The organism is Mesorhizobium sp. M0518, assembly GCF_040321125.1.
Taxonomy (GTDB): domain Bacteria; phylum Pseudomonadota; class Alphaproteobacteria; order Rhizobiales; family Rhizobiaceae; genus Mesorhizobium.
This window is the reverse complement of sequence record NZ_JAMYQY010000006.1, coordinates 208,750-232,614: the sequence shown is the minus strand read 5'-3', so window position 1 is coordinate 232,614 and position 23,865 is coordinate 208,750. Positions and strand designations below refer to the sequence as shown.

At 63.3% G+C, this 23,865-nt stretch carries 24 protein-coding genes; 12 read left to right on the top strand and 12 right to left on the bottom strand.

Going from position 1 to position 23,865, the window contains the following annotated elements; translation table 11 throughout:
- Position 1 precedes the first annotated feature (1 nt).
- The 3 genes from NKI66_RS11360 (at position 2) to NKI66_RS11350 (ending at position 2,842) form a co-directional block, all read left to right on the top strand.
- On the top strand, positions 2 to 901 hold the full coding sequence (locus tag NKI66_RS11360; protein ID WP_023810038.1) for a LysR family transcriptional regulator: 900 nt from the start codon (positions 2 to 4) through the stop codon (positions 899 to 901).
- An 82-nt stretch (positions 902 to 983) separates the two neighbouring features.
- Positions 984 to 1,652, top strand: coding sequence for a DUF1007 family protein (locus NKI66_RS11355; RefSeq protein WP_023810039.1), 669 nt, complete (start codon positions 984 to 986; stop codon positions 1,650 to 1,652).
- The gene (locus NKI66_RS11350; protein WP_352751653.1) at positions 1,649 to 2,842 is read left to right on the top strand and encodes a nickel/cobalt transporter; all 1,194 of its coding nucleotides are present in this window, start codon (positions 1,649 to 1,651) and stop codon (positions 2,840 to 2,842) included. The genes NKI66_RS11355 and NKI66_RS11350 overlap by 4 nt, the downstream gene beginning before the upstream one ends.
- Before the next feature lie 25 nt (positions 2,843 to 2,867).
- Here NKI66_RS11350 and denD read toward each other — a convergent pair whose 3' ends face one another.
- From denD to NKI66_RS11330, 4 genes are all read right to left on the bottom strand, one after another.
- Positions 2,868 to 3,845, bottom strand: coding sequence for a D-erythronate dehydrogenase (gene denD, locus NKI66_RS11345; protein WP_352610360.1), 978 nt, complete (start codon positions 3,843 to 3,845; stop codon positions 2,868 to 2,870).
- 16 nt (positions 3,846 to 3,861) lie between these two features.
- Positions 3,862 to 4,074, bottom strand: a complete 213-nt coding sequence (locus tag NKI66_RS11340; RefSeq protein ID WP_023810042.1) for a hypothetical protein — start codon at positions 4,072 to 4,074, stop codon at positions 3,862 to 3,864.
- Positions 4,075 to 4,164: 90 nt separating this feature from the next.
- Entirely contained in the window at positions 4,165 to 5,148 is a 984-nt protein-coding gene (locus NKI66_RS11335; protein ID WP_352751651.1) for a cation diffusion facilitator family transporter, read from the bottom strand.
- A gap of 10 nt (positions 5,149 to 5,158) precedes the next feature.
- A complete protein-coding gene (locus NKI66_RS11330; RefSeq protein ID WP_352751649.1) occupies positions 5,159 to 5,845 on the bottom strand; it encodes a GNAT family N-acetyltransferase in 687 nt (228 codons plus the stop codon).
- Between the two features lie 83 nt (positions 5,846 to 5,928).
- Here NKI66_RS11330 and NKI66_RS11325 point away from each other — a divergent pair, with 83 nt between their 5' ends.
- Together NKI66_RS11325 and NKI66_RS11320 are read left to right on the top strand one after the other, a co-directional pair.
- Entirely contained in the window at positions 5,929 to 7,119 is a 1,191-nt protein-coding gene (locus tag NKI66_RS11325; protein ID WP_352751648.1) for a pyridoxal phosphate-dependent aminotransferase, read from the top strand.
- A gap of 145 nt (positions 7,120 to 7,264) precedes the next feature.
- Complete coding sequence (locus tag NKI66_RS11320) at positions 7,265 to 7,630, top strand: YciI family protein (protein WP_128303104.1); 366 nt, start codon at positions 7,265 to 7,267, stop codon at positions 7,628 to 7,630.
- Here NKI66_RS11320 and NKI66_RS11315 read toward each other — a convergent pair whose 3' ends face one another.
- The 3 genes from NKI66_RS11315 to trhO all read right to left on the bottom strand — a co-directional run bounded on the left by NKI66_RS11315 (position 7,631) and on the right by trhO (position 10,419).
- A complete protein-coding gene (locus NKI66_RS11315) occupies positions 7,631 to 8,386 on the bottom strand; it encodes an SDR family oxidoreductase (RefSeq protein WP_023810046.1) in 756 nt (251 codons plus the stop codon). It lies immediately after the preceding gene.
- Positions 8,387 to 8,644: 258 nt separating this feature from the next.
- Positions 8,645 to 9,382, bottom strand: a complete 738-nt coding sequence (locus NKI66_RS11310) for a tellurite resistance TerB family protein (protein ID WP_127809400.1) — start codon at positions 9,380 to 9,382, stop codon at positions 8,645 to 8,647.
- Between the two features lie 116 nt (positions 9,383 to 9,498).
- Positions 9,499 to 10,419, bottom strand: a complete 921-nt coding sequence (trhO, locus tag NKI66_RS11305) for an oxygen-dependent tRNA uridine(34) hydroxylase TrhO (protein WP_352751646.1) — start codon at positions 10,417 to 10,419, stop codon at positions 9,499 to 9,501.
- A 308-nt stretch (positions 10,420 to 10,727) separates the two neighbouring features.
- Between trhO and NKI66_RS11300 the strand changes: the two genes are divergently transcribed.
- Positions 10,728 to 11,366, top strand: a complete 639-nt coding sequence (locus tag NKI66_RS11300) for a 2-dehydro-3-deoxy-phosphogluconate aldolase (RefSeq protein ID WP_352751644.1) — start codon at positions 10,728 to 10,730, stop codon at positions 11,364 to 11,366.
- Between the two features lie 73 nt (positions 11,367 to 11,439).
- Here NKI66_RS11300 and NKI66_RS11295 read toward each other — a convergent pair whose 3' ends face one another.
- The 3 genes from NKI66_RS11295 to NKI66_RS11285 form a co-directional block, all read right to left on the bottom strand.
- Positions 11,440 to 11,631 (bottom strand): hypothetical protein, encoded by a 192-nt coding sequence (locus tag NKI66_RS11295; RefSeq protein WP_127272097.1) that lies wholly within the window; start codon positions 11,629 to 11,631, stop codon positions 11,440 to 11,442.
- 165 nt (positions 11,632 to 11,796) lie between these two features.
- Positions 11,797 to 13,623, bottom strand: coding sequence for a peptidoglycan L,D-endopeptidase MepK (locus tag NKI66_RS11290; RefSeq protein WP_352751642.1), 1,827 nt, complete (start codon positions 13,621 to 13,623; stop codon positions 11,797 to 11,799).
- Positions 13,624 to 14,027: 404 nt separating this feature from the next.
- Complete coding sequence (locus NKI66_RS11285; protein ID WP_352733577.1) at positions 14,028 to 15,563, bottom strand: sigma-54-dependent transcriptional regulator; 1,536 nt, start codon at positions 15,561 to 15,563, stop codon at positions 14,028 to 14,030.
- Between the two features lie 178 nt (positions 15,564 to 15,741).
- Here NKI66_RS11285 and NKI66_RS11280 point away from each other — a divergent pair, with 178 nt between their 5' ends.
- The 5 genes from NKI66_RS11280 to NKI66_RS11260 all read left to right on the top strand — a co-directional run bounded on the left by NKI66_RS11280 (position 15,742) and on the right by NKI66_RS11260 (position 21,585).
- Positions 15,742 to 17,574, top strand: a complete 1,833-nt coding sequence (locus NKI66_RS11280; RefSeq protein WP_352751695.1) for a M3 family oligoendopeptidase — start codon at positions 15,742 to 15,744, stop codon at positions 17,572 to 17,574.
- Positions 17,575 to 17,934: 360 nt separating this feature from the next.
- Complete coding sequence (locus NKI66_RS11275; protein WP_352751640.1) at positions 17,935 to 18,693, top strand: helix-hairpin-helix domain-containing protein; 759 nt, start codon at positions 17,935 to 17,937, stop codon at positions 18,691 to 18,693.
- Positions 18,694 to 18,874: 181 nt separating this feature from the next.
- Positions 18,875 to 20,020 (top strand): aminodeoxychorismate synthase component I, encoded by a 1,146-nt coding sequence (locus tag NKI66_RS11270; protein ID WP_352722617.1) that lies wholly within the window; start codon positions 18,875 to 18,877, stop codon positions 20,018 to 20,020.
- Positions 19,969 to 20,631, top strand: a complete 663-nt coding sequence (locus NKI66_RS11265) for an aminotransferase class IV family protein (protein WP_352751639.1) — start codon at positions 19,969 to 19,971, stop codon at positions 20,629 to 20,631. Before NKI66_RS11270 ends, NKI66_RS11265 begins: the two co-directional genes overlap by 52 nt.
- A 3-nt stretch (positions 20,632 to 20,634) precedes the next feature.
- Positions 20,635 to 21,585: a heme-dependent oxidative N-demethylase family protein gene (locus NKI66_RS11260; protein ID WP_352751637.1), complete on the top strand. Its 951-nt coding sequence runs from the start codon at positions 20,635 to 20,637 to the stop codon at positions 21,583 to 21,585.
- On the opposite strand, the gene NKI66_RS11255 is transcribed toward NKI66_RS11260, so the two are convergent.
- The gene (locus NKI66_RS11255; protein ID WP_031212814.1) at positions 21,582 to 22,025 is read right to left on the bottom strand and encodes a hypothetical protein; all 444 of its coding nucleotides are present in this window, start codon (positions 22,023 to 22,025) and stop codon (positions 21,582 to 21,584) included. The genes NKI66_RS11260 and NKI66_RS11255 overlap by 4 nt on opposite strands.
- Positions 22,026 to 22,120: 95 nt before the next feature.
- The gene (locus NKI66_RS11250) at positions 22,121 to 22,450 is read right to left on the bottom strand and encodes a MoaF-related domain-containing protein (protein WP_023810059.1); all 330 of its coding nucleotides are present in this window, start codon (positions 22,448 to 22,450) and stop codon (positions 22,121 to 22,123) included.
- A 213-nt stretch (positions 22,451 to 22,663) separates the two neighbouring features.
- Here NKI66_RS11250 and NKI66_RS11245 point away from each other — a divergent pair, with 213 nt between their 5' ends.
- On the top strand, positions 22,664 to 23,695 hold the full coding sequence (locus NKI66_RS11245; protein ID WP_164892874.1) for a LacI family DNA-binding transcriptional regulator: 1,032 nt from the start codon (positions 22,664 to 22,666) through the stop codon (positions 23,693 to 23,695).
- The last annotated feature ends 170 nt before the right edge of the window (positions 23,696 to 23,865 follow it).

Sequence of the window (23,865 nt, the reverse complement as noted above, 5' to 3'; positions counted from 1 at the left end):
CATGGACACACTGACGCGCATGCGTGCCTTCATCGACGTGGTCGAGGCCGAGGGCTTTTCGGCGGCGGCGCGCAAGATCGGCCGCTCCAAGGCCCTGCTGTCGAAATATGTGCGCGAGCTGGAGGACGAACTCGGCGCTTTGCTGCTCAACCGCACCACGCGCCAGTTCTCGATGACAGAGGCCGGCCACACCTATTACCGGCGCGCCTCGGAGATCGTGCGCGAGGTCGACAGCCTGGCCGACGCGGTGCGTGAATCCTCCGGTGACGTGCGCGGCCGGATCAAGCTGTCGGCGCCGCGCACCTTCGCCGATGCGCCGATCGGCCAGTCGCTGATCGACTTCGCCAAGCAGCATCCCGACATCGTCCTCGACATCCAGCTCGACGACCGCTTCGTCGATCTGGTCGAGGAGGGCTTCGACCTTGCGGTGCGCATCTCGCGGCTGGAGAACTCGTCGCTGATCGCCAGGCGGCTGGCGCCGTTTTCGATAAAGCTCTGCGCCTCCCCCGAACTGATCGCCAAGCATGGCATGCCGACACGGCCGCAGGATCTCAGCCGCATGCCTTGCATCGTCGACACCAATGGCCGCGGACTGAACAACTGGCCGTTCAAGGGCGACAATGGCGATCCGGTGAGCGTTTCGGTGTCCGGTCCGGTCGAGGTCAACAGCCCGATGACGGCGAGAGCCGCGGCCGTGGCGGGTCTCGGATTTACCGTCCTGCCGGATTTCATCGCCGCGCCCGACCTCGCGAGCGGCCGGCTGGTGGCGGTGATGGATGACCGTATCCTGTCGGGCGGCGGCATCTTCGCCGTCTACCCGCACCGTCGCTATCTGCCGGCGAAAGTCCGCGTCTTCGTCGACTTTTTGGTGCAGTGGTTCAGGACGCGCGAGGCTGGCTGACCGGCGTCAATAGTCTCGTGGTCCCAATTTCGCCCCCTTTCTGGTAACTCTCGGCAACTCTTCCGAGGCCTATGGACCGAGAATGAATCTGAAACGGCACGCAATCATGCTGGCTTCGGCCTTGGCGGCTACTTTTGCCGCCACTGGACCCGCTTACGTGCATCCGCATGTCTTCGCCGAGGCCCGCCTCGATGTGATCCTCTCCCCGGATCACCAAAGCGTGAAGGCTCTGCGTCATCTCTGGCGCTTCGACGATCTGTTTTCCTCGACCGTGATGATGGAGTTCGACAAGAACTCCGACCTGAAGCTCGACGACAAGGAGCTGAAGGAAGTCGCCGACACCGTTCATGCCTCGCTGGCCGAGTTCAATTACTTCCAGCTCGTCACCGTCGACGGCAAGGATGTGGCGATGACGCCGCCGCCGCATCTGATGGCCAATTTCGACAACGATCAGCTGATCATCCTTTTCGAGTCCGAACCTAAGGTGCCGATCAAGCTCCACGGCAAGATCGATATCGGCGTCTACGATCCGACATTCTACACGGCGATCGACTTCACCGAGGACTCCAACATCACGGTTGAAGGCCTGCCCTCGAACTGCACCAGCAAGGTGGTCCGTCCAGACCCGGACGAGGCCATCAAGGAAAACCAGAAGACCCTCACCGATGCCTTTTTCAATGACCCGACCGGCACCGATATGAGCAAGATCTTCGCCACCAAGCTCGAACTGACCTGTCAGCCAGAAGGATGAAGCCGGTGACGAAACCGTCCCTGCGTTTGGCATTCGGCCTGTTGGCCCTCACTGTCGCCATGATGCATTTCGCCGACGCCGCTCATGCCCAGAGTTCGCTCGGCATCGGCGTCAATGACGGCATGGCGCCCACCACCGGCCCGTTCGCCCATATCCTGATGTGGATCAATCTCAGGCAGCAGGAATTCTACCGCGCGCTGGCGACGGCGATGAAGGCGATGCGCCAGGACGGCAGCAAGATCTGGGTACTCGTCGGCCTGTCCTTCGCCTACGGTATTTTCCATGCCGCCGGCCCCGGCCACGGCAAGGCGGTGATCTCGTCCTACATGGTGGCCAATGAGGTGGCGTTGCGGCGCGGCATCCTCTTGTCCTTCGTCTCGGCGCTGCTGCAGGGCCTGACCGCGGTCGCGGTGATGGGAGTCGCCTACTTCGTCCTGCGCGGCACCTCCGTCTCGATGACGGACGCAGCCTGGTTCATGGAGATCATGAGCTTTGTCTTCGTCACCCTGTTCGGCGCCTGGCTGCTGTGGCGCAAGCTCGGCCCTTCCATCCTCCGTCTGTTCGGAAGAGGCCCGGCCTACAGCCTGTCGGCGGCTCACGCCGGTCATTCTCACGCCGATCATTCTCATGGGGGTCATTCGCACGGCGCGCATTCGCAGGCCGGTCACTCCCATGCAGCTCACAGCAATTCGGCGCATGCTCATTCGCACGCGCTACACGCGCATGACCATGTGCACGGCCCTTCGCACGATCATCACGATCATGCCGAACACGATCATGCTCATCACGATCACGCGGCGGGCGAAGTCTGCGACACCTGCGGCCATTCGCATGCACCAGATCCGGCGCTGCTGTCGGGCGACCGCTTCGACTGGCGCACGGCCTGGACGGCGGTGGCGGCGGTCGGCATCCGCCCCTGCTCCGGCGCGCTGATCGTGCTCAGCTTCGCCCTGCTCAACGGGCTCTGGCTCGGCGGCCTGCTGTCGGTGCTGGCGATGTCGCTGGGAACCGCCATCACCGTTTCGGCACTGGCGACACTGGCGGTGACCGCCAAGAACTGGGCGGTCTATTTCGCCGGCGACGGCCGCATGGGCAACCGCATCCACTCGATCGTTGAGATCGGCGGCGCCGCCTTCGTGTTCCTGTTCGGACTGCTGCTGCTGTCGGCAAGCCTGGCGGCAGGCGGATGATGCCCGACGCAGCGAGGCTCGGAGTTTAACCCGCGATCTTGCCGCCGAGCTCATCTTCGATATGAGCGCGGATGATCTCGTCAAAGCTCCTTTCGGCGCTGAAGCCCAGTTCCCTTGACCGCCGCGCCTCGAACCGTGTTGGCCAGCCCTTGACGATCGCCCAGATCGTGTCATCCGGCTCCTCGCGGATCAGGCTTACCGCCTTCGGCCCGGCGATGCGTTCCAGCGCCTCGATCTGCTCGCCGACGGTGACGGCGACGCCAGGCATCGTCAGGTTGCGGCGTGGCCCGACGGCGCTGCTGTCGATCCCTGCCGCATGGATCAGGAAGTTGACCGCCGAGCGCGGGCTGGCATGCGTGTGCACGACCGAGCGCGGCACCGGCAGGATCGCCTCCTGGCCGCTCAACGGCTCGCGGATGATGCCTGAGAAGAAGCCGGACGCCGCCTTGTTCGGCTTGCCCGGCCGCACGCAGATGGTCGGCAGCCTGATGCCGATGCCGTCGAAGAAACCGCGCCTGGAATAGTCGGCCAGCAGCGCTTCGCTCATCTGCTTCTGGGTGCCGTAGGAGGTCAGCGGCGTCGGATGGAAGTCATCGGGAATGACATCCGGGAACGGCGCGCCGAACACCGCGATCGACGAGGTGAAGACGACGCGCGGCGCAAAGCCCGCCAGCCGGATGGCATCGAACAGGGCCCGCGTGCCATCGAGATTGACGCGGTAGCCGAGATCGAAATTCGCTTCCGCCTCGCCCGACACGATGCCGGCAAGATGGAACACGACGTCGGGGCGCGATGCGACCAGGCGCTCAGTGGCCCCCGCTTCGGCGAGATCGCCGGTGTGCAGCGTGACGCTGACGCCATCCAGGCTCGGTGCCTGCGGCGGCACGATATCGTGTAAATCGAGCGCGGTGATCTTGCCGCCGCGCAGCGTGCCGTCCTTGGCCAGCCGGGCGATGAGCTTGCGGCCGACCATACCCGCGGCGCCAGTGATCAGAATGCGCATATCGAAGATCCCTTGCCTATTTACCCTGGTTTTTGCGCTGGTTGCGGGCCCGCAGCCAGAACACCGAGAAGAACGCCAGCACGAAGACGACGCCGAAGGCGCCGGCCAGCACGGTCGAAAGGCTGCCGAGTGCCAGCATCACGGTCGGCAGATAGTAGGCGCCGATACCGAACAGAAGCATGATCCACACTGCAGCGATAAGAGCATTCCTGGTGTCACGATCCATCACGCCGCACCAGGACAGCGGGTGTTCATCAAGCTGGTTTTCAAGGTTTCGCAACTCCCGAGGCAGGACCAATCGACATCGATCGATCCGGTCCTAGTGATGGTGGTCGTGATAGGCAGCCGCTTCATGCTCGTGCCCGTGGTCGTGTTCGTCGCCATCGTCGGCGCACTGGCCGAATTCCGGTTCCACGGTGGCATGGCTGATGCCGTGCTCGCTGGCAAGCCGCTTCTTGACGGCACTCACCGCCTGATGCGCATCGACGTCCTCGTCGAGACAGGCATGCAGCGTCGCCATGTTGCTCGTCCCGTCGAGCGACCAGACATGCATGTGGTGCACTTCGCGCACGCCCTGGATGGTCGCCTCGATATCCCTGGCGATCAGATCGCGGTCGAGGCTTGGCGGCACGCCCTCGAGCAGGACATGGGCGGCTTCTCGCATCAGCGACCACGCCGTGTACAGGATCAGCAGCGAGACCAGGACCGACAGGATCGGGTCGACCGGCGTCCAGCCGGTCGCCAGGATGACCAACGCCGCAACGATGGCCGCAGCCGAGCCGAGCAGGTCGCCAAGCACATGCAGGATGGCGCCGCGCATGTTCAGGCTCTCGCGATCGCCGCCATGCAGCACGAAGAACGCGCTGATGTTCACCAGCAGGCCGAGGATCGCCACCACCAGCATTGGCCCGCCAAGCACTGGTGCCGGCGCCTGCAGGCGCTCCCAGGCCTCGTAGACGATCCACAGGGCGATGACGAAGATGGCGATGCCGTTGGTATAGGCCACCAGCGTCTTGACCCGCCCGAAGCCATAGGTGAGGCGAACGGTCGCCGGGCGGCTAGCCAGATGGAAGGCATACCAGGCAAGGCCGAGCGCGATCGAGTCGGCGAGCATGTGGCCGGCATCGGCCAGCAGCGCCAGAGATCCGGTGAGAATGCCGCCAAGGGCTTCGGCGACCATGAAGCCGCCGGTCAGGCAGGCTGCGATCAGAACGCGTTTCTTGTCGGTCGAGCCGTGCACATGGCCAGGCCCATGATCGTGCCCAGTGTGATCATGCCCGCTGTGATCGTTTGTATGTGCCAATGGCGAACTCCTAAGCGCCGAATTCCGCGCGACAATCCTCGAGCCGTCGCTTCTGCTGGCCGTCGCCATCGAAATTGGCCGGATCGAGCCACGCCTCATAGGCACTGCGCAGCGCCGGCCACTCCTTGTCGATGATCGAATACCACGCGGTGTCGCGGTTTTCACCCTTGACGATCAGATGCTGGCGGAAAATGCCTTCGAACTTGAAGCCGAACCGTTCGGCCGCCCGCTTCGAGGGCTCGTTGCGGTCGTTGCACTTCCATTCGTAGCGGCGGTAGCCGAGTTCGTCGAAGATGTATTTCATGAACAGGAACTGCGCTTCGGTTGCTCCCGGCTTGCGCGAGATGAGCGGTCCCCAATAGATGTTGCCGATCTCGATGACGCCGTACGCCGGATCGATGCGCATCAGTGTCTGGCGTCCGGCGACCTTGCCGCTGGCCTTGTCGATGACGGTGAAGAACAGCGGATCCTCGCTGGCCTCGACCTTGTCCAGCCATGGCTGGAAGGCGGCGCGGGTCTCCGGCGGATAGTCCGGCAGCCAGGCGAAGCGGCCGCCGATGTCGGACACGGAGGACGCTTCATAGAGGCCGTCGCCGTGTTTTGCGGCGCTCAGCGGTTCAAGCCGGACATACCGGCCATCGATGGCCGTGCGTTCAGGCCGCGGGCGCGGTTGCCAATCCCTGAGATTTTCCGACACCGAAAGCTCCAATCCGTTTGACTTTTGCCAGCCGAAGCTCACAAAAACGCGACCCAACAGTAAGAACCACACGGACGGGAAAAATGCTCCACACGATTTCGGCCTTCGACCGTCTCGGCGAGGAAAATGCATTCGCGGTGCTGGCGCGGGCGACAGCCCTTGCAAGCCAAGGTCGGGACATCGTCAATCTCGGCATCGGCCAGCCCGACTTCAAGACGCCGCAGCACATCGTCGAGGCGGCGATCAAGGCGCTGCGCGACGGCCATCACGGCTACACGCCGGCCAATGGCTTGCTGGCGACGCGCGAAGCGGTGGCGCGCCGCACGCTGACCACCACCGGTGTCGAAGTATCGCCCGAATCGGTGATGATCCTGCCCGGCGGCAAGCCGACCATGTTCGCGGCGATCCTGATGTTCGGCGAACCTGGCGCCGAAATCCTCTATCCCGATCCGGGCTTCCCCATCTATCGCTCGATGATCGAATTCACCGGTGCGGCGCCTATTCCGGTGCCGATGCGCGAGGAGAACGGCTTTGCCTTCTCCGCCGAGGAGACGCTGGCCCTGATCACCTCGAAGACCAGGCTGCTGATCCTCAACTCGCCGGCCAATCCGACCGGCGGCGTCACGCCCCGTGCCGAGATCGAGAAACTGGTCAAGGGGCTGGAGGCGCATCCGCACGTCGCCATCCTCTCCGACGAGATCTACGACGTCATGACCTATGATGGCGAGACGCATTGCTCGCTGCTCGGCTTTCCCGAGATCCGCGACCGGCTGATCGTGCTCAATGGCTGGTCGAAAACCTGGGCCATGACCGGCTGGCGCATGGGCTGGTCGATCTGGCCGAATGGCGACAAGGGCGCCCATCTCTACGACAAGGTGCGCAAGCTGGCGGTCAACTGCTGGTCCTGCGTCAACGCGCCGAGCCAATTCGCCGGCATCGCCGCAATCGACGGCCCGCAGGACGATGTCGCCAATATGATGCGCGCCTTCGACCGCCGCCGGAAGATCGTCGTCGAGGGACTGAACGCCCTGCCTGACATCTCCTGCATCACGCCCAAGGGCGCGTTCTACGCTTTCCCCAACGTCTCGAAGACCGGCTGGAAGGCCAAGAAGCTGGCCTCGGCGCTGCTCGACGATGCCGGCGTGGCGCTGATCGGCGGCCCCGATTTCGGCATTCTCGGCGAAGGCTATATCAGGCTCTCCTACGCCAATTCCGAGGAGAACATCTTGCGGGCGCTGGAACGGATCGGGGCCTTCCTGGCGAAGGAAGCTTGAAAGCGGGCCGCTGTCCTCTTCCGGACAATTTGCGGCTGTGGCATGACGGTGGCATGAGCCGTCCGGAGGCGCGAGGCCAAGACTGGGCGTGCATGTCGAGAACGGCTACGGTCCTCGGATCAGGATCGAAGTGGGGTGACATCGGATGTTCTATGCAATCCTTGCCTATCATGTGGAAGACGCAATCAAAGCGCTGACGCCGCAGGAAGATACGGCGCTGATGGCTGACTTGCTCAAGATCCATGAAGGGCTCTATGCCGACGGCAGCCTTGGGCCGTCGGCGCGGCTTGACGCGACACAATCGGCCTGCACCTTGCGCGACGGCATGATCGTCGACGGCCCCTTCGCCGAAACCAAGGAACAGCTTCTCGGCCTCTATGTCGTCGACTGCCCGACGCGGGACGATGCCATCGCTATCGCGCGCGAGTTTCGTCGCGTCAATCCGACCGCCGTCTACGAGATCCGTCCTATCGCGCTCTATCTACCCGGCGCAGAGCTACCGGGAGAATAACTACCCACGCCCGACAAACGGCATCTTGGTCGCCATGACGGTCATGAACAGCACGTTGGCCTCGAGCGGCAGGCTGGCCATATGGACGACGGCGTCGGCGACGCGCTGAACATCCATCACCGCTTCGGCTGATATCGAGCCGTTGGCCTGCGGCACGCCGACCGTCATCGGCTGCGCCATATCGGTCAGCGCATTGCCGATGTCGATCTGGCCGCAGGCGATGTCATAAGGCCGGCCGTCGAGCGCCAGCGTCTTGGTCAGCCCGGTGATGGCATGCTTGGTCGCCGTGTAGGGCACCGAGCCCGGGCGCGGCGCATAGGCCGACACCGAACCGTTGTTGATGATGCGGCCACCCATCGGCTTCTGCTTGCGCATGGCGCCAAAGGCGGCACGGGCACACAGGAACGAACCGGTGAGATTGACGCCGACGATATCGTTCCACACTTCGACCGGTATCTCGTCGATCGGCGCCGATTTGTAGCCCATGCCGGCATTGTTGAAGAGCAGGTCGACACGGCCGAAGGCCGCCGCCACGGTCTCGAACAGATCGTCGACCTCGCCTGCCTTGCTGATATCGCAGGCTACCGCCAAGGCCTTGGCGTCGGTGCGGCCGGCCTCGGCGACCGCAGCGTCCAGCACCGACTTGCGGCGCCCGCAAAATACCGTGTTCCAGCCGTTCTTGAGCAGCGCCGTGGCGACGCTCTTGCCGATGCCCGTGCCGGCCCCGGTGACGATGGCGGTTCTTTGCTCGGTCATGGCTGTTGTCCTCCGGCAGAGCTGCGCTTGCTCGACTGATTTTCGGGTTTTGGCTCGAAAAAGGAAGGCATCGCAAATGACGGCGGCGGTGGCAAGCGTGTCCATCCGATCGGGCCGACAAAAAGGGCGGCCATTGGCGACCGCCCCTGATCTGAACCGGGCTTGGGAGGAGGAAAAGCCGATCCGACTGTGTTGAATGATGCGCTTTCTGGGTTAACGAGAGGTTAACCCAGAAAGTGCCTCCTGTGCCGTTTTGGCCTACCAGCGCGGATTGGGTGATGTCCCTGCCTTGGCCGGCACCTTGGCCGCCGAAACCGTTGCCTCGACATGGTCGACCAGCGCGTCCGGCAGGCCGAGCCGGCCTGCAAGCAGGTCGAGATAGCCACGCTCGGCGCGGGTGTCGGGATCGATGGTCAGGCGCGATGCCGTGTAGAGTTCGAGCTTCTGCGCGTCGGTCTTGGCGCCGGCCACCAGCGTGTCGAGGTCGAGCGGGCTTGCCAGCTCCGCCATCAGGAACTTTTCGGCATCGGAGTCTATGCCGGCCAGGCTGAGCTTGCCGGCGATCTTCTGGCGCTCTTCATCGTCGATATGGCCATCGGCCTTCGCCGCCGAGATCATCGCCCGTATCAGGGTCAGCGTGAATTCGTCCTCGCCTTGCGGCGCCTGCGACGGGTGGAAGGCGGTGTCCTTGGGCGGCGGCAGCAATTCCGGTTCGCCGGCCGCCGGTGCTTCGGCGGGTGCGTTGCCGGCCTTGTAGTTCTGGTAGGCCTTGTAGGCGAGACCGCCGATGGCAGCCAGTCCGCCAAGCTTCACCGCGGCGCCCGTTACGTTACGACCGGCACCAGTTCCAAGTAGCACGGCGGCCAGTGCGCCGGCGGCCAGCGGATTGTCCTTGGCCATCTGCACGGCCTGCCCCGCCTTGTCGCGAACGGTGCCGCTGGTGCCGGGGATTTGCGAGCCGAGCAGATCGTCGAGAAGCTTCTTGGGATCGAACATTCAGTGCCTCCAGGATTTGCCCGGCCGAACGGGCAGGTTTCGAACGTCGAAGACGTAAGTCCCGAAACTTGACATTGCAATGACAGCGGCCGCTTTGCAGCAGCTCGATGCCTGGATCAGGAGCCGATATGCGGCTCTCTGCCCCGCGCCTGCGCAAGCTCGACCTGGCGCTGGCGCTCGGCATAACGCTGGCGGTCCTCGTCCGAACGCGCATCGAAGCAATGCGGGCAGGAAATACCGGCGGCGAATTTGGGCGACGTCAGGTCGCCCGGCGTCAGCGGGCGGCGGCAGGCCCGGCACAGTTCCGCTTCGCCCTCGGCGAGGCCGTGCGACACCGAAACGCGCTCGTCGAAGACGAAGCACTCGCCATGCCAGAGGCTCTGTTCAGCCGGAACCTCTTCAAGGTATTTGAGGATGCCGCCCTTGAGATGAAAGACATCCTCGAAGCCGAGCGATTTGACGTAGGCGGTTGCCTTTTCGCAGCGTATGCCGCCGGTGCAGAACATCGCCACCTTGCGGCCTTCGAACTCCCCCCGGTGCGCCTCCACCCAGGCCGGGAACTCGCGAAAGCTTGCGGTGGCCGGGTCGATCGCACCCCTGAATGTGCCGATCGACACCTCGTAGGCGTTGCGCGTGTCGATGATGACAGTGTCGGGCTGCGAAATCAGCGCGTTCCAGTCGGCCGGCGCGACATAGGTGCCGGCACTTTTCGAAGGATCGATGTCATCGACACCCATGGTAACGATCTCGCGCTTCAGCCGCACCTTCATGCGGTGGAACGGCATGTCCGCGGCTGCGCTGTACTTGACCTCGAGGCCAGCCAGCCCTTCGATGGCTTCAAGGTACAGGATCAGTTCGGCAATTGCCGTCTCGCTGCCGGCGACGGTGCCGTTGATGCCTTCATGCGCCAGAAGCAGCGTGCCCTTGATGCCGCGCCCACAGCAGAAGGCGGCGAGCGGCGCGCGCAGTTCCTCGAAAGCGTCGAGCCGGGCAAACCGGTAGAGCGCTGCGACGCGGAAGGGTGGAAGTGATGTCATTGCCGAAGCCACTAGACGCTCAAGCAAGCCGATTCAAGGCAAAGCAGGCATCCTGTTCGGAGGTCACTGGCGCAAATCTGCACCATAGGCGAATTTGTACCATAGCTGAGATCAGGGAGTCAAGAAAAAATTCCTATCCTGAAAAACTGTCGGCACAAAACTGCCGACACCGCCGAGCTGGCAGCCGCCTTTGTGAGCTAAGCCTGGCGAGCATGGGCGACGCGTGACATCGCGACACGGCCGGTTTCGTGGACAGGAAAACGGCCTTCTGCTAATCGGTTGAATTGTCCCACGCCACGGAGAGACACATGCCTAGCAAGACCGAAAAACTCCTGTCGCTCCTCAACGGCCAGCCGGTCATCCCGGTGCTGAAGATCTCTGATGTCGCCAATGCCGTGCCGCTGGCGCGCGCGCTGGCGCGCGGCGGCCTGCCGGCAATCGAGATCACGCTGAGGACCGCCGATGCGCTGGAAGCGATCCGGCGGGTCGCTAGTGAAGTCGAGGACGCCATCGTCGGCGCCGGCACCATTCTCGATGCCAGGCAGTTCGAAGAGGCGGCTGCCGCGGGCTCGCGCTTCATCGTCAGCCCCGGCATCACCCGCGAGCTTCTGTCGGCAGCCGCCGGCAGCGATGTTCCGCTGCTGCCCGGCGCCATCACACCCGGCGAGATCATGGCCGCGCGGGAAGCCGGCTTGCGCTTCCTGAAATTCTTCCCGGCCGAGCAGTCGGGCGGCATCGCTTCGCTGAAGGCCTTCGCCTCGCCGCTCGCCGATGTGAAATTCTGCCCGACCGGCGGCATCTCGGCCAAGAACGCGGCTGACTATCTAAGCCTGCCCAACGTGGTCTGCGTCGGCGGTTCCTGGGTGGCGCCCGACGACCTCGTCAAGGCCGGCAAGTGGGACGAGATCGAAGCCCTGGCGCGCGCGGCGAGCAAGCTTGCGAAATAAGGCTTCGGCCACGGCACGAAAAAACCCGGCCGACTCGCGTCGACCTGGTTTGCCAAATCGGCTCCGAACCGGATCAGCTACAGACCCGAACCTTTTCAACCACCCTGTGGTGATGCTTCCAGCTTGTGACCACCTTGGTCCGGCAATGCTTCTTCATGTGCATATGGTCATGAGTCTTGACGACAATGGTCTCGGCCTGCGTAGGGGCGATGGCCGCCGAAGCGGTTGCCAATGCGATGACCGATGCCAATAGGATGTTCTTCATGGATCTCCCCGGGTTTGAATGAACCTATATTAACCCGGGGAATAGGCCGACCGTTCCGGCTTCACGAGAAGTTCAGCCGCGCGTGACCGTGCAGGCTGGCCCGGTTCGCTGAACAACAAAAAGCCGCGCTGGTTGCCCGGCGCGGCTTTGTCGATTGATTTGCCGTCACTTGGTCTGGAAGCGGGCCACCGACATGAACTTGACGGCGTTGCCGGTGAAGCGATTGGCATCGGCCACCTGGCTGCTCGGCTGGAAGCCGGCCGTGTAGACCTCGCTCGGCGGCGTGTGCACGATGCTGTAGGCGTAACCCGGCGCCGTCGTCGCGCTTGAAACGGTGGCGACATGCTCGCCGCTGGTCAATGCCCAGCGGGCGGCCTGCGGTGCGGCTGCAACCACCATGGCCTTGGGGCCTGGCTTCAGGTCGCGGGCGGTGGCTCTCGATTCCTTGCGGGTCGTCTTGACGCCGGCGCCGATCGCGGCGGCCGGATCGGAACCGGCCGGACGGGCAACGACAGCATCGCGCGGCGATGCGGCGTTGGTGCCCGGATCGTTGAACGCCGAACGCGGCTCGGATCCGGACAAGGAAGCAAGCTGGTAATCGGCCGCACCGACCTGTGCATTGGCCTCGTCGAGCACGGCCTTGACCGCATCCGGCCTGGCCATCTCGGGCCGCGCCGTCGGCAGCACCGAGAACGCATCGGTCGCGGTCTTGCCTTGATCAGCCGTCTCGGCCAGCGCCATCAGCACATCCTTGCTGGGCGGCGCAGCCAGAGCGGCCGGCAGCGAATTGTCGGGACGCCATGTCGGCAACGGTATGTTGTTGACCGCGATCTGGGCCGGATTAGCCGAAGCCGTTGCATCGGCCAAGCCGAAAGGAACGCTCGCCGGCGCATGCGCGGTCGCCACGGCCTGCTCGGTGGTGGCTGTCGCCTCCGCCATCGCAAAAGGAACGTTCTCAGGCTGCTGAGCGCCGACATCGGCTTTCGGCCGCGGTGCGAAATCCGGCAGCGGAATGCTTCGGGCCGGCAATGCCGCGATGATCGTCTCCGGCGTGTCCTCTTCCGGCTCCGGAGCCTGCTGCTCGGTCACCTGCGGAATCTCGGCGCGCCGCGCATTCTCCGGCGCCACGATGGCGATACCCGGGAGGTTGTTGGTCTTGGCTGCTGCTGCCGGCTTCAGGTTTCTCGCCTTGGGCGGGGGGGCGGCCGAAGCGGTCTGGACATCGGCGCTGTCGTCGGCCTCGTCATCACCGCCGCCACCGAAGAATGCCGACAGGAATCCACCTGATTTCTTGCCGCTGCCACCGGCGCTGGCCATCTCGATAGCCGGCGAGCCTGAACCTTTGCGCGCCTTGTAGGAGGCGAGCGCCTGCTCGAAGCCGGGCAGCGGCCTGCCGTCGCTCGGCACATGCAGCGTCTTGCCGTTGGGGAACAGGCTGACCAGTTCCTGCCGGCTGATACCGGGCCAATGGCGCACATTGCCGACATCCATGTGGACGAACGGCGAACCCGATGACGGATAGTAGCCGACGCCGCCGCCCTGCATCTTGAGACCGATGTTGCGCAGCTTCTTCAGCGGCACGCCGGGAATGTAGAAATCCATCGCCTTGCCGAGCATATGCTGGCTCTTCTCGGCGACGCCCCTGCTGCGGCCGCGCAGCATCGAGTTCGTCGACGGCGAGCGATAGCCGCAGATGACCTGGATGTAGTCCGTGGCGCCGGCTTCCCGATACGCTTCCCAGACCAGATCCAGCAGGCGCGGATCCATCTTGGTCGGCTCGTTGCGACGCCAGTCGCGCAAAATGATGTTGATCTTCCTGAGACCCTCGGGAACGTAGCGGCCGTTGCGCTTGTAGACGATCTCGGCCTTCTCATGGGTGTGGAGATGATAAAGCTTCAGCGACCGTGTTTCGGCGCTGGCTCCGCTCGCAGCCGCGGCAACAAAACCAAAAGCGACAACCAACACTGCCAGCCACTTCGGCCAGACGCTCAAATGATGGTGCCGCCTGTTTGTGTGTCGTTCGATTCTGTTCAAATCAAAAGGCCTTGCAGGCTGCCGTTTGTCCCCGGATTTGTCCAAACGGATGTGGCATTAGCACACCCGAATATCGATCCTAATGGTTAATCATCGCTTATTGAAGCCGAAATGCGGTAACACCGTGGCGATATCCCGTCAAAAAATTGTTCACAAGGTTTCTTGGTAAACCGCTGGTTTAGATCAGATTTCCGCCTTCGGCCCGAACACGATCTGTTACCGTTAGCCTTAATGCGTGAACAGAGCTGTCCATGGGACAGCCACAATGCCACTGAAACGGCGATACAAGGCCCGTTGTGGCATGGCAAGCTGGCGTCGGCCTTGTGGCAAGCCGGATTCCGAAGCTCAGCCCGGCATCGCCCTTAGGAGGCGAGCCGGTCTACGCGGCCTGTTTCCGGATCGATGCCGTGTTCCTTGAGCTTGCGATAGAGCGTCGAGCGGCCGATGCCGAGTCGGCGGGCGACTTCGCTCATCTGTCCGTTGTAGTGATCGATGGCAAGCTTGATCATCTCGAGTTCGACATCGGCAAGTGCCCGCACATTGCCGCGCTCGTCGAGCGCCCGCAACGTGCCGAAGCGAGGCTGCAGCCTTGCCGGCGGATCGAACGCGATTGCCGGGCCGCCCTCGCCGGGAAAGGCTTCGTCATCGCGCCCCTCCAAAGACAGGGACGGCGACGACGCGTCGCCATCCAAATCGAGGTTGACGGTGCCTTCCACTTGCGCCCGTATCTGCGGGAAGTCCTCGGCGGCAAGCACATCGCCTTCGCAAAGCACCGAGGCACGGAAGACGGCATTTTCGAGCTGCCGGATGTTTCCGGGCCAGTCATAGGCCTGCAGCACGGCGAGCGCTGCCGCCGAAATACCTTGCAGGCGACGGTGCGGGTCGGCCGGCGCTACCTTCTCCATGAAATGGGTGACCAGATACGGGATGTCGTCGCGGCGGTCGCGCAGCGGCGGCACGAAGATCGGGTAGACGTTCAGCCGGTAGAACAGATCCTCGCGGAACTTGCCGTCCTTGACCTGCTGCAGGAGGTTGCGGTGCGTCGCCGAAATCAGCCTGATGTCGACCCTGACGGTCGAGCGTCCGCCGACCGGGTCGACCTCGCCGTCCTGGACCGCGCGCAACAGCTTGACCTGCACGTCGAGCGGCAGGTCGCCGATCTCGTCGAGGAACAGTGTGCCCGAATGCGCTTCGACGAACTTGCCCGTATGCTTGTCGGTGGCGCCGGTGAACGAGCCCTTCTCATGGCCAAACAGGATCGATTCGACCAGATTGTCGGGGATGGCGCCGCAATTGACCGTGACGAAGGGTTTCGAACGGCGGTCGCCACTGCCCTGGATGGCGCGCGCCACCAGTTCCTTGCCGACGCCGGACTCGCCCTCGATCAGGATCGGGATGTTGGATGCCGCCGCTTTCTGGCCAAGGCGGATCACCCTGTCCATGGCCGGGCTGTGCGTGATCATGTCCTTGAAGGTCAGGAGGCCGCCGCGCCGGCGTGACGTGCGTTTGACCTCGCCCTCGACGGCCTCGACCTTGAGCGCATTTCCGATCGACGCCTGCAGCCTGTCGGGAGACGCCGGCTTGACGACGAAATCGAAGGCACCGTGACGCATCGCCGATACCACGGTCTCGATGCCGCCCTGCGCGGTCTGCACGATGGTCGGCACGTTGATGTCGCGCTCGCGCATCGCCTTCAGCACGCCGATACCGTCGAGACCGGGCATGACCAGATCGAGGATGACCACCGACACCTCGCGGGCGCCGGGTCCATCGAGGATATCGAGAGCGGCCGCGCCGCCGTCGACGACGATTGCGCTGTAGCCGAACCGCGTCACCGCCGCTTCGAGCAGCCGGCGTTGCACCGGATCGTCATCGACTATGAGTATGGAACCTGTCATGACTGATACGACTATGCCCCGCCCGAGGAATCCTGCCCTGTGGACCATCTTGGCACAGGGTTCTAAATAAGGTTTCAAAAAACCCGGTGAATGAATTCCTTAGGATTTGACCGGCTTCTCGTTTCCCCTTGAACCTTGGCCACGGAAGGTGTCGGCAATGCATAAGGATTCTGGCAACATGGTCTCTGCTCGGCGGCTTGCGGCGCCGGCGTCCGGTCAGGGCGCGGCCGAGTTGGGCGACCTGCCGGAATGGAACCTTGCCGACCTCTATCCCGGCATGGACGCGCCGGAACTGAAGCGCGACATCGCCAAGGCCGCCACTGATGCGACCAGCTTCGAGAACCGCTGGAAAGGCACGCTGGCCGCCGAGGCCGAGCGCGGCAGCGCCGGCAGGTTGGGCGAGGCGCTTGTCGCCTACGAGGCGCTGGAGGAACTGATCGGCCGCATCGTCTCCTATGCGGGTCTGGTTTATGCCGGAAACACCGCTGATCCCCAGCGCGCCAAGCTCTATGGCGACGTCCAGGAGAAGATGACCGACGCCAGTGCGCACCTTCTGTTCTTCGCGCTCGAACTCAACCTGATCGACGATGCGTCGATCGAAGGCGCGCTCGTCGGCGATCCCGCCTTCGGTCACTACCGGCCGTGGGTGCTCGATCTGCGCAAGGACAAGCCCTACCAGCTCGAGGACCGAGTCGAGCAGCTCTTCCACGAAAAGTCGATCACCGGACGCGGCGCCTGGAACCGCCTGTTCGACGAGACGATGACCGACCTTCGCTTCGACATCGACGGCGAGGAACTGACGCTGGAGCCGGCGCTGAACCGTTTGCAGGACGCCGACGGCGGGGTGCGCCGCCGGGCGTCCGAGGCGCTGGCCACGACCTTCCGCAAAAATTTGCGCACCTTCACGCTGATCACCAACACGCTGGCCAAGGACAAGGAAATATCCGACCGCTGGCGCGGCTTCGAGGACATCGCCGATTCACGCCATCTCGCCAACCGCGTCGAGCGCAGCGTGGTGGACGCCCTGGCTTCCGCCGTTCGCGATGCCTATCCGCGCCTGTCGCACCGCTATTACGCGATGAAGGCACGCTGGCTGGGCATGGAGGTGATGAACCACTGGGACCGCAACGCGCCGTTGCCGGATACGCCCCAGGCGATCATCGGCTGGGACGAGGCCAGGAACACGGTGCTGTCTGCCTATCAGCGCTTTTCGCCCGACATGGCCGAGATCGCGCGAACCTTCTTCGACCGCAACTGGATCGACGCGCCGGTGCGGCCCGGCAAGTCGCCTGGCGCCTTCGCGCATCCGACCGTACCGTCGGCGCATCCCTATGTCCTGCTCAACTACATGGGCAAGCCGCGCGATGTGATGACGCTGGCGCACGAGCTTGGCCATGGGGTGCATCAGGTGCTGGCCGGCAGCCAGGGCGCACTGATGGCCTCGACGCCGCTGACGCTGGCCGAGACGGCATCGGTCTTCGGCGAGATGCTGACCTTCCGCTCGCTGCTCGACCAGACCACCGACCGGCGCGAGCGAAAGGCCATGCTCGCCCAGAAGGTCGAGGACATGATCAACACGGTCGTACGCCAGATCGCCTTCTATGAATTCGAGCGCAAGGTGCATGCCGAACGCAAGAACGGCGAACTGACCTCCGACAGGCTCGGTCAGTTCTGGCTCGAAGTGCAGGCCGAAAGTCTGGGTCCCGCTATCAAGCTGCGCGAAGGCTACGAGGTGTTCTGGACCTACATCCCGCACTTCATCCATTCGCCCTTCTATGTCTATGCCTATGCTTTTGGTGACTGCCTGGTGAACTCGCTCTACGCCGTCTACCAGAACGCCGAGCGCGGCTTTCAGGATAAGTATTTCGAAATGCTGCGCGCCGGGGGCACCAAGCATCATTCCGAGCTTCTGGCGCCCTTCGGGCTCGACGCCACCGATCCCGCCTTCTGGCAGATCGGACTTGGCGTCATCAGTGGCCTGATCGACGAGCTGGAAGCGCTCGAGGCTTGAAACGCGTCCCTCAGGCGTCGCTCTAACAGTTTAGCCGGAATGCATGTTGGGACAGCTCTACTATCGCCCTAAATATCTGTTCTTGAAGTACTCTCCACCGAAGTTTTCCGATAGCTTTCCACAAGCTCTATGATAGCCTTCGTTCTGCTCAGCCGGAGCGCATGCGGATCGGCGAGGAGAAATCTCAGCCAACCGTGGCGCTCAAGGCGAACGCGACAACGGCCGTTGGCCATGGGCAAGCAAAGCCGATCGCCGCAGCTCGAACCGAAGCCGGCTGTTCTGCTTACCGCGGAACCACCAAGAGTAGTCCTTCGCCGAAGGTCATGACCCACGGCAGACGGATCTGACTGGAGAGAGACAATGGGCACTTTTTTCTACGTGGTCCTGGCGTTCCTGATAGGCGTGTTGGTCGGTTGGTTCCTTTGGGGGCGCCTGCGCGGTGAACTCGACAGCTTGCGCGGCGACCTCGACCGTACACGCAGCGAACGCGACAGGCTTCGCACCGACAGCGACCGCCTGACCGGCGAACTCGATGCATGCGGCAAGACCCGCGCCGACCTCGAGCGCCGGCTGCGCGACGCGCCGGCCGCGCCTGCCGCCGGAAGCAGCGCGGCAAAGCCGGCAAGCCAGGCGCCGGCGGCCCTGATGTCGACCCCCGCGCCGGCCAAATCCGCCGCCACAAAGCCCGCGCCGGTTAAACCGGCCGCCGCTGCGAAAGCGGTCTCTGCCAAGCCGGTCTCTGCCAAGGCGGTCTCTGCCAAGCCGGCGGCGAAACCCGCCGCCACCAAAGCCTCGGCTCCAGCCAAATCCGCGACGAGCAAGCCTGCAACAACAGCCAAGCCAGCAGCCGGCCCAGCATCCGGCAAGCCCGACAATCTGCGCCGGCTGATCGGTATCGGTCCGGTCAACGAGAAGCTGCTCAAGGCGCAAGGCGTCACCAACTTCGCCCAGATCGCGTCCTGGACCGCGGCCGATATCAAACGGATCGAGGACGTCATGAATTTCGACGGCCGTATCGCGCGCGAACGCTGGATCGAGCAGGCCAAGCTGCTCGCCTCCGGCAACGAGAAGGAATTCGCCAAGCAGTTTCCAACAGCCGGAACCACCGGCAACAGCTGATCGCTGGCGAATATTGAAGATTGCAAGCGGCGGCGCCATATCGGCGCCGCCGTTTGCTCTTGGTTCCTGAGTTGGCCCTAAGGTCGGCTTTAAGAGGCAGCGTGCCGTTCCCTCGATTGCGCGCGGGCGGCACCCCATATAGAGCGGTTGATGGCTTCATTGACCGCAGCATTCGGTGCCCATGTCCCTGCCCGCCGCAATTTTTCGCAATGACAAAAGCGCGCGCCAGCTCGTTTTCGACCGGCCGGCCGATATCATCGTGGCGCACGAAGCAGGGGATTTCGGGCCGGCTCTGGAAGCAGCACAAGCCGCGCATGATGCAGGCAAATGGCTTGCCGGCTATTTCTCGTATGAGGCGGGCTACCTGCTCGAACCCAAGCTCGTTCCCCTGCTGCCTAACGGACGCCGCTCCCCACTCGTGTGCCTTGGGGTTTTCGATGCCCCGGTCGAAGAGGCGGTGCCGCCGCGCGACACCACGGCGACCAACGGCCCGATCTTCGACGCCCGTGCGACGTGGTCGCCCGAGGATTATGAAAAACGCTTCTCGCGGCTGCACCAGCACATCCGGCAAGGTGATTGCTACCAGGGAAATTTGACCTTTCCCGTGCATGCGCAGTGGTCGGGCGAGCCGCTGGCCGCCTTCAATGCATTGACTGAACGTCAGCCGGTGAAATACGGCGCGCTGATCGCGCTCGGTGAACCCATCGTGCTGTCGCGCTCGCCTGAACTGTTCTTCGAGATCGACGCCGAGGGCATGATCGAGACGCATCCGATGAAGGGCACGGCGCCGCGCGGCGCCACCAAAGCCGAGGACGAACGGCAGAAGATCTTCCTGCGCAATGACGAGAAGAACCAGGCCGAAAACCGGATGATCGTCGATCTCCTTCGCAACGATATCTCGCTGATCAGCGAGGTCGGTACGCTGGACGTGCCGGCGCTGTTCCGCATCGAGACCTACCCGACCGTGCATCAGATGGTGAGCGACGTCAGGGCCAAACTGCTGCCGGGTCTCTCTATCCGCCAGATCTTCGCGGCGCTGTTTCCTTGCGGTTCGATCACCGGCGCGCCCAAGATCCGTGCCATGGAGATCCTGCGCGACCTGGAAGGCACGCCCCGCGATGCCTATTGCGGCGCCATAGGCTGGATCGCGCCCGGCGGACCGATGCGCTTTTCCGTGGCGATCCGCACCATCTCGCTCTTTTCCGGCGGCGAGGCCGTCTACAATGTCGGAGGCGGCGTCGTCTTCGATTCGACGGCGCAGGAGGAGTATCAGGAGTGTCTGCTGAAAGCGCGCTTCGCGACGGGAACACCGCCGACTTTCAGTTGATCGAGACCATGCGCTGGGAACCCGGCTCGGGCTTCCTGCGCTTCGATCGTCATCTTGCGCGCCTCTATGGCTCGGCGGCGGAGCTCGGCTTCCACTGTGATCCAGGCACGGTCGGCGAGGCGCTGAGCAGCGCGGCCGGCGGTTCCGGCGTTGCCATGCGCACGCGGCTTGTCCTGTCGCACGATGGTGAGGTGACGGCCTCGGCGCAACCTTATGAACCGCTCGCCGCCGACAAGGTCTGGATACTGCGGCTGGCGCGGACGAGTCTCGATTCGAACGACACGCTGCTGCGCCACAAGACCAGCCGACGACAGCTCTACACGCATGCCCGCGCCGAATATCTCGTCACCCAGGCCGACGAGGTGCTTATGGCCAACGAGCGCGGCGAGATCTGTGAAGGCACGATCACCAATGTCTTTGCCGATCTCGGCGACGGCGTGCTGGTCACACCCCGGCTAGACTGCGGCCTGCTGCCTGGTGTATTGCGCGCGCAGCTTCTGGATGAAGGCCGCGCCCGCGAAGCAATCTACAGCTTGGACGATCTGAAATCCGCCAAGTCCCTGTTCGTCGGCAATTCGCTGCGCGGACTAATCCCCGCAAGACTGACCTGAAACATGACGACTGTGCCCACTCACACACCCCCAGAGCATACGCCGCCCACCCACACGCCCTATGACGGCTCGTCGAAACTCTTCAGTATCGGGCTGAAGCCGCTCGACCCGGCGGACTGGATCGAGGTCGACGCCCATCTGCTGCCGTATCTCGCCGAAAAGCGCCGGCTCTATGCCGAAATCCCAGAGCGCGTTTTCGTCGAGGAAAACGGCACGCGGGACGCCCAGCAGGAAGTGCTCGACTTGCTCGCTGCGCATCTCTTGGAGAGGTTCCCCGAAACCCATCGGCTCGGCGGATCAGGCGTCGAGGTGGCGGGCGCGGCGAACCGTCTGCCTGTTTCCCTTGCCGATGCGCCGCTGGCCAAGGCCTCACAGCTCGTCCAGGAAGACCTCATCCTGATGCGCAGCAGTGACAGCGGCTGGCGGCTGGTTGCCGGCTCGCTTTGCTTTCCCTCGTCCTGGTCGCTCCTGGAAAAATTTGGCAAGCCGCTGCAGGACATCCACGCGCCGGTGCCGGGTTTCGGCCCGGGCACGCGTCCGGCGGAACTCATCAACCGGATGTTCGATGGCCTCCAGGGGCAGGCCGTCGAGCGCTACAACTGGTCGATCCAGTCCGATAACGCGCTCTACCATCCGCTTTCCGACCTGCAGCGCATCGACCGCGCTACAAATCGGCCGTCGCGCTTTCCCGATGGCGACATCGACGCCCATGCCTTCATCCGCGTCGAGCGGCAAACCCTGCGCAAACTGCCTGTTTCACGCGATATCCTGTTCACCATCCGCATCCATCTCGACCCGCTCGCCGTGCTGGCCAGGCACCCTGATCGGGCGAAGCTCGCGGCGTCTTTCGCCGCCCAGCTCAAGGCGCTCGATCTCGCGCAGCTCGACTACAAGGGCCTGACATCAGACCGCGATCGGCTAGTCGACCGGCTCGGGGCGCTGGCGCTGTCCTAAATCGCGGCTAGGCCCAGCAGCAGGATCGCGGACATCGCGCTAAAGACGGTGACGTTGACATCCCACCGCCAACCCGCCGGTCCGAACGGCGGTCGGAATGGCAGATAGCCGTTCTCGTCGTAGAGCACGCCGCCATAAATCGGTCGTGAGAGCATTGCCACGAAGAACGCTCCGTACATAGCGACGCCCAATCCCCCTGCGAGATAGAGCCGCTCGGCTTCGAGTGGCCCCTCGATCCAGATAAGCCCCAGCGCAATCAGCGCAACTCCGGTGTAGCTCAGCACCTGCCAAACGACGTGAAACCGGGCGTGCGGGGTCCACAGCGGATTGGTGGCGTGGGTGGCGTTGAGGTCGGCTTTGATCGTCACCACACCGTAGCCCACGGTCGCGACGCTCAACAGAATTCGGGCAAGCAGATGACTGTCGTAAGCGAGTTCCATCGCACTTTCCTCCTCCATTAGGGAAATCGATGACAGGCACTTCAGCAGATCGGAGTCCGGCCGCACGCGGTCGGCCGGGCCAAGACGCGGCAGTGTCACGCCACCGCAACGGATTGAATGGCACCTTGGGCACAGAAGAGCTGCCCATCGGCCAGACGCGCATAATTATGGACGATCCCGTTTTCATGATCCTGCAACTGCACGATGAAGTTGCCGCTCTGCTCCGTCCAGCTCATGAGAACGAGGTTCGGGCGTACGCTGGTCATGTCGATCTTGACCATCTCGTCAATTTCGGTGGCACCGATCGACGCCTGCACATGCAATTCCTCCGGCGAGAAAAACGTCAGCCGGGGTACGAACGGGCCGAAAACGCAGTCGAAAGACTTACCGACAAGCGAGGCTGGAAAAACATTGGTTTCTGCCATGACTCTCTCCTTGGGCATGGCCGCCGCTGTGACCAAGCCTTTTGACAATCTCCGTTGTTTCAGACGCGAAATATAGCAGATATGTTTATTTGGAGCGCTCCAAGTGATACGATCCCCCTTTTTCACTTTCGAGTCAACGAAATTCTTGGAGCGCTCCAAAAAATGGTCTAACTGAAGGGAAATGGGTGAATCACAATGCCAACGCTAGCCGATGTGGGCAAGGCTGCCGGTGTCTCCCGGGGCACTGTTTCCAACGTCTTCAACCGGCCGGAACTGGTCAGGCCTGAATTGCGCCAACGTGTTGAAGCGGCCGCGAGAGCGCTCGGATTTGGCGGCCCCGACCCGAAAGGACGATTGCTGCGGGATGGCAAGTTCAATGCCATCGGGTTCATGCCACCTGGCGCCTACGCCATCGCCGAGGTGATGAGAAGCCCCTATGGCCGCGAGTTGGTGCTGGGCGTTTCGCTCGCCTGCGACGAGGCCGGAACGACGCTCAGCCTTGTAAACGGCACCGACAATACCCGCTTCGCCAGCATCCGCGAGGCCCTCGTTGACGGCTTCATCCTTGGTCACAGCGGGGACATCGGTCTCATAACATCGGCACAACGACGGCGCCTGCCCTTCGTCATTCTCGAAAATGACGCAGGTCCCGACATCAATTCGATAAAGATCGACGGCAGAAGTGGCGCGGTCGCCGCCGTCCGGCATCTGACCGGGTTAGGGCACCGGCATTTTGCCATCCTTTCCATACGGAGGACTCCAGGCCCTCCGATCGTGCACATGCCCGGACAGGCAGAGCGCCCGCTTCTAGCCGGCTTCTCACTCGACGACGAAAGGCTCGACGGTTTCAAACAGGGTTTGGCGGAGGCGAACTTGTCGATCGACGATGTTCCGATCATCGAGACGACGCCGGGCGATCCATCTGCTGGGGCGGTGGTATTCGACAATGTGCCCGAAGCAACCGCAATCCTGACCATGTCGGATTGGCAAGCGATCACAATACTCGACGAGGCGGTTCGTCGTGGCATAGAGGTGCCGCGCCATGTGTCGGTTATCGGCTTCGATGGCACTGCCGAATCCGCACGCACCACGCCTCCGTTGACGACTGTCGCGCAAGACGTGATCGGAAAAGGCAGGCTCGCCGCCCGCATGGTTCTTGACAATCAACCGCCCCGCCAAGTCGTTCTGCCCGTGGAACTGGTGGTTCGGGCGTCCACAGCCGCGCCGAGGGCAAAAATCCGTTAAACCGGTGCGCTTGGCGAATGGGCAAGCTCAGGCTCGGATAGAGCCACTCATCCACGGTTTCGGCCTTAACCACGTAGCCAACGCAGCGTAGCCGCTGGTTGGCGCTTTTCGCTGGTTTGTGACAATGATCTATGATGTAGCGCATGGCCGCCGGGCAGAAATTCCCGGTT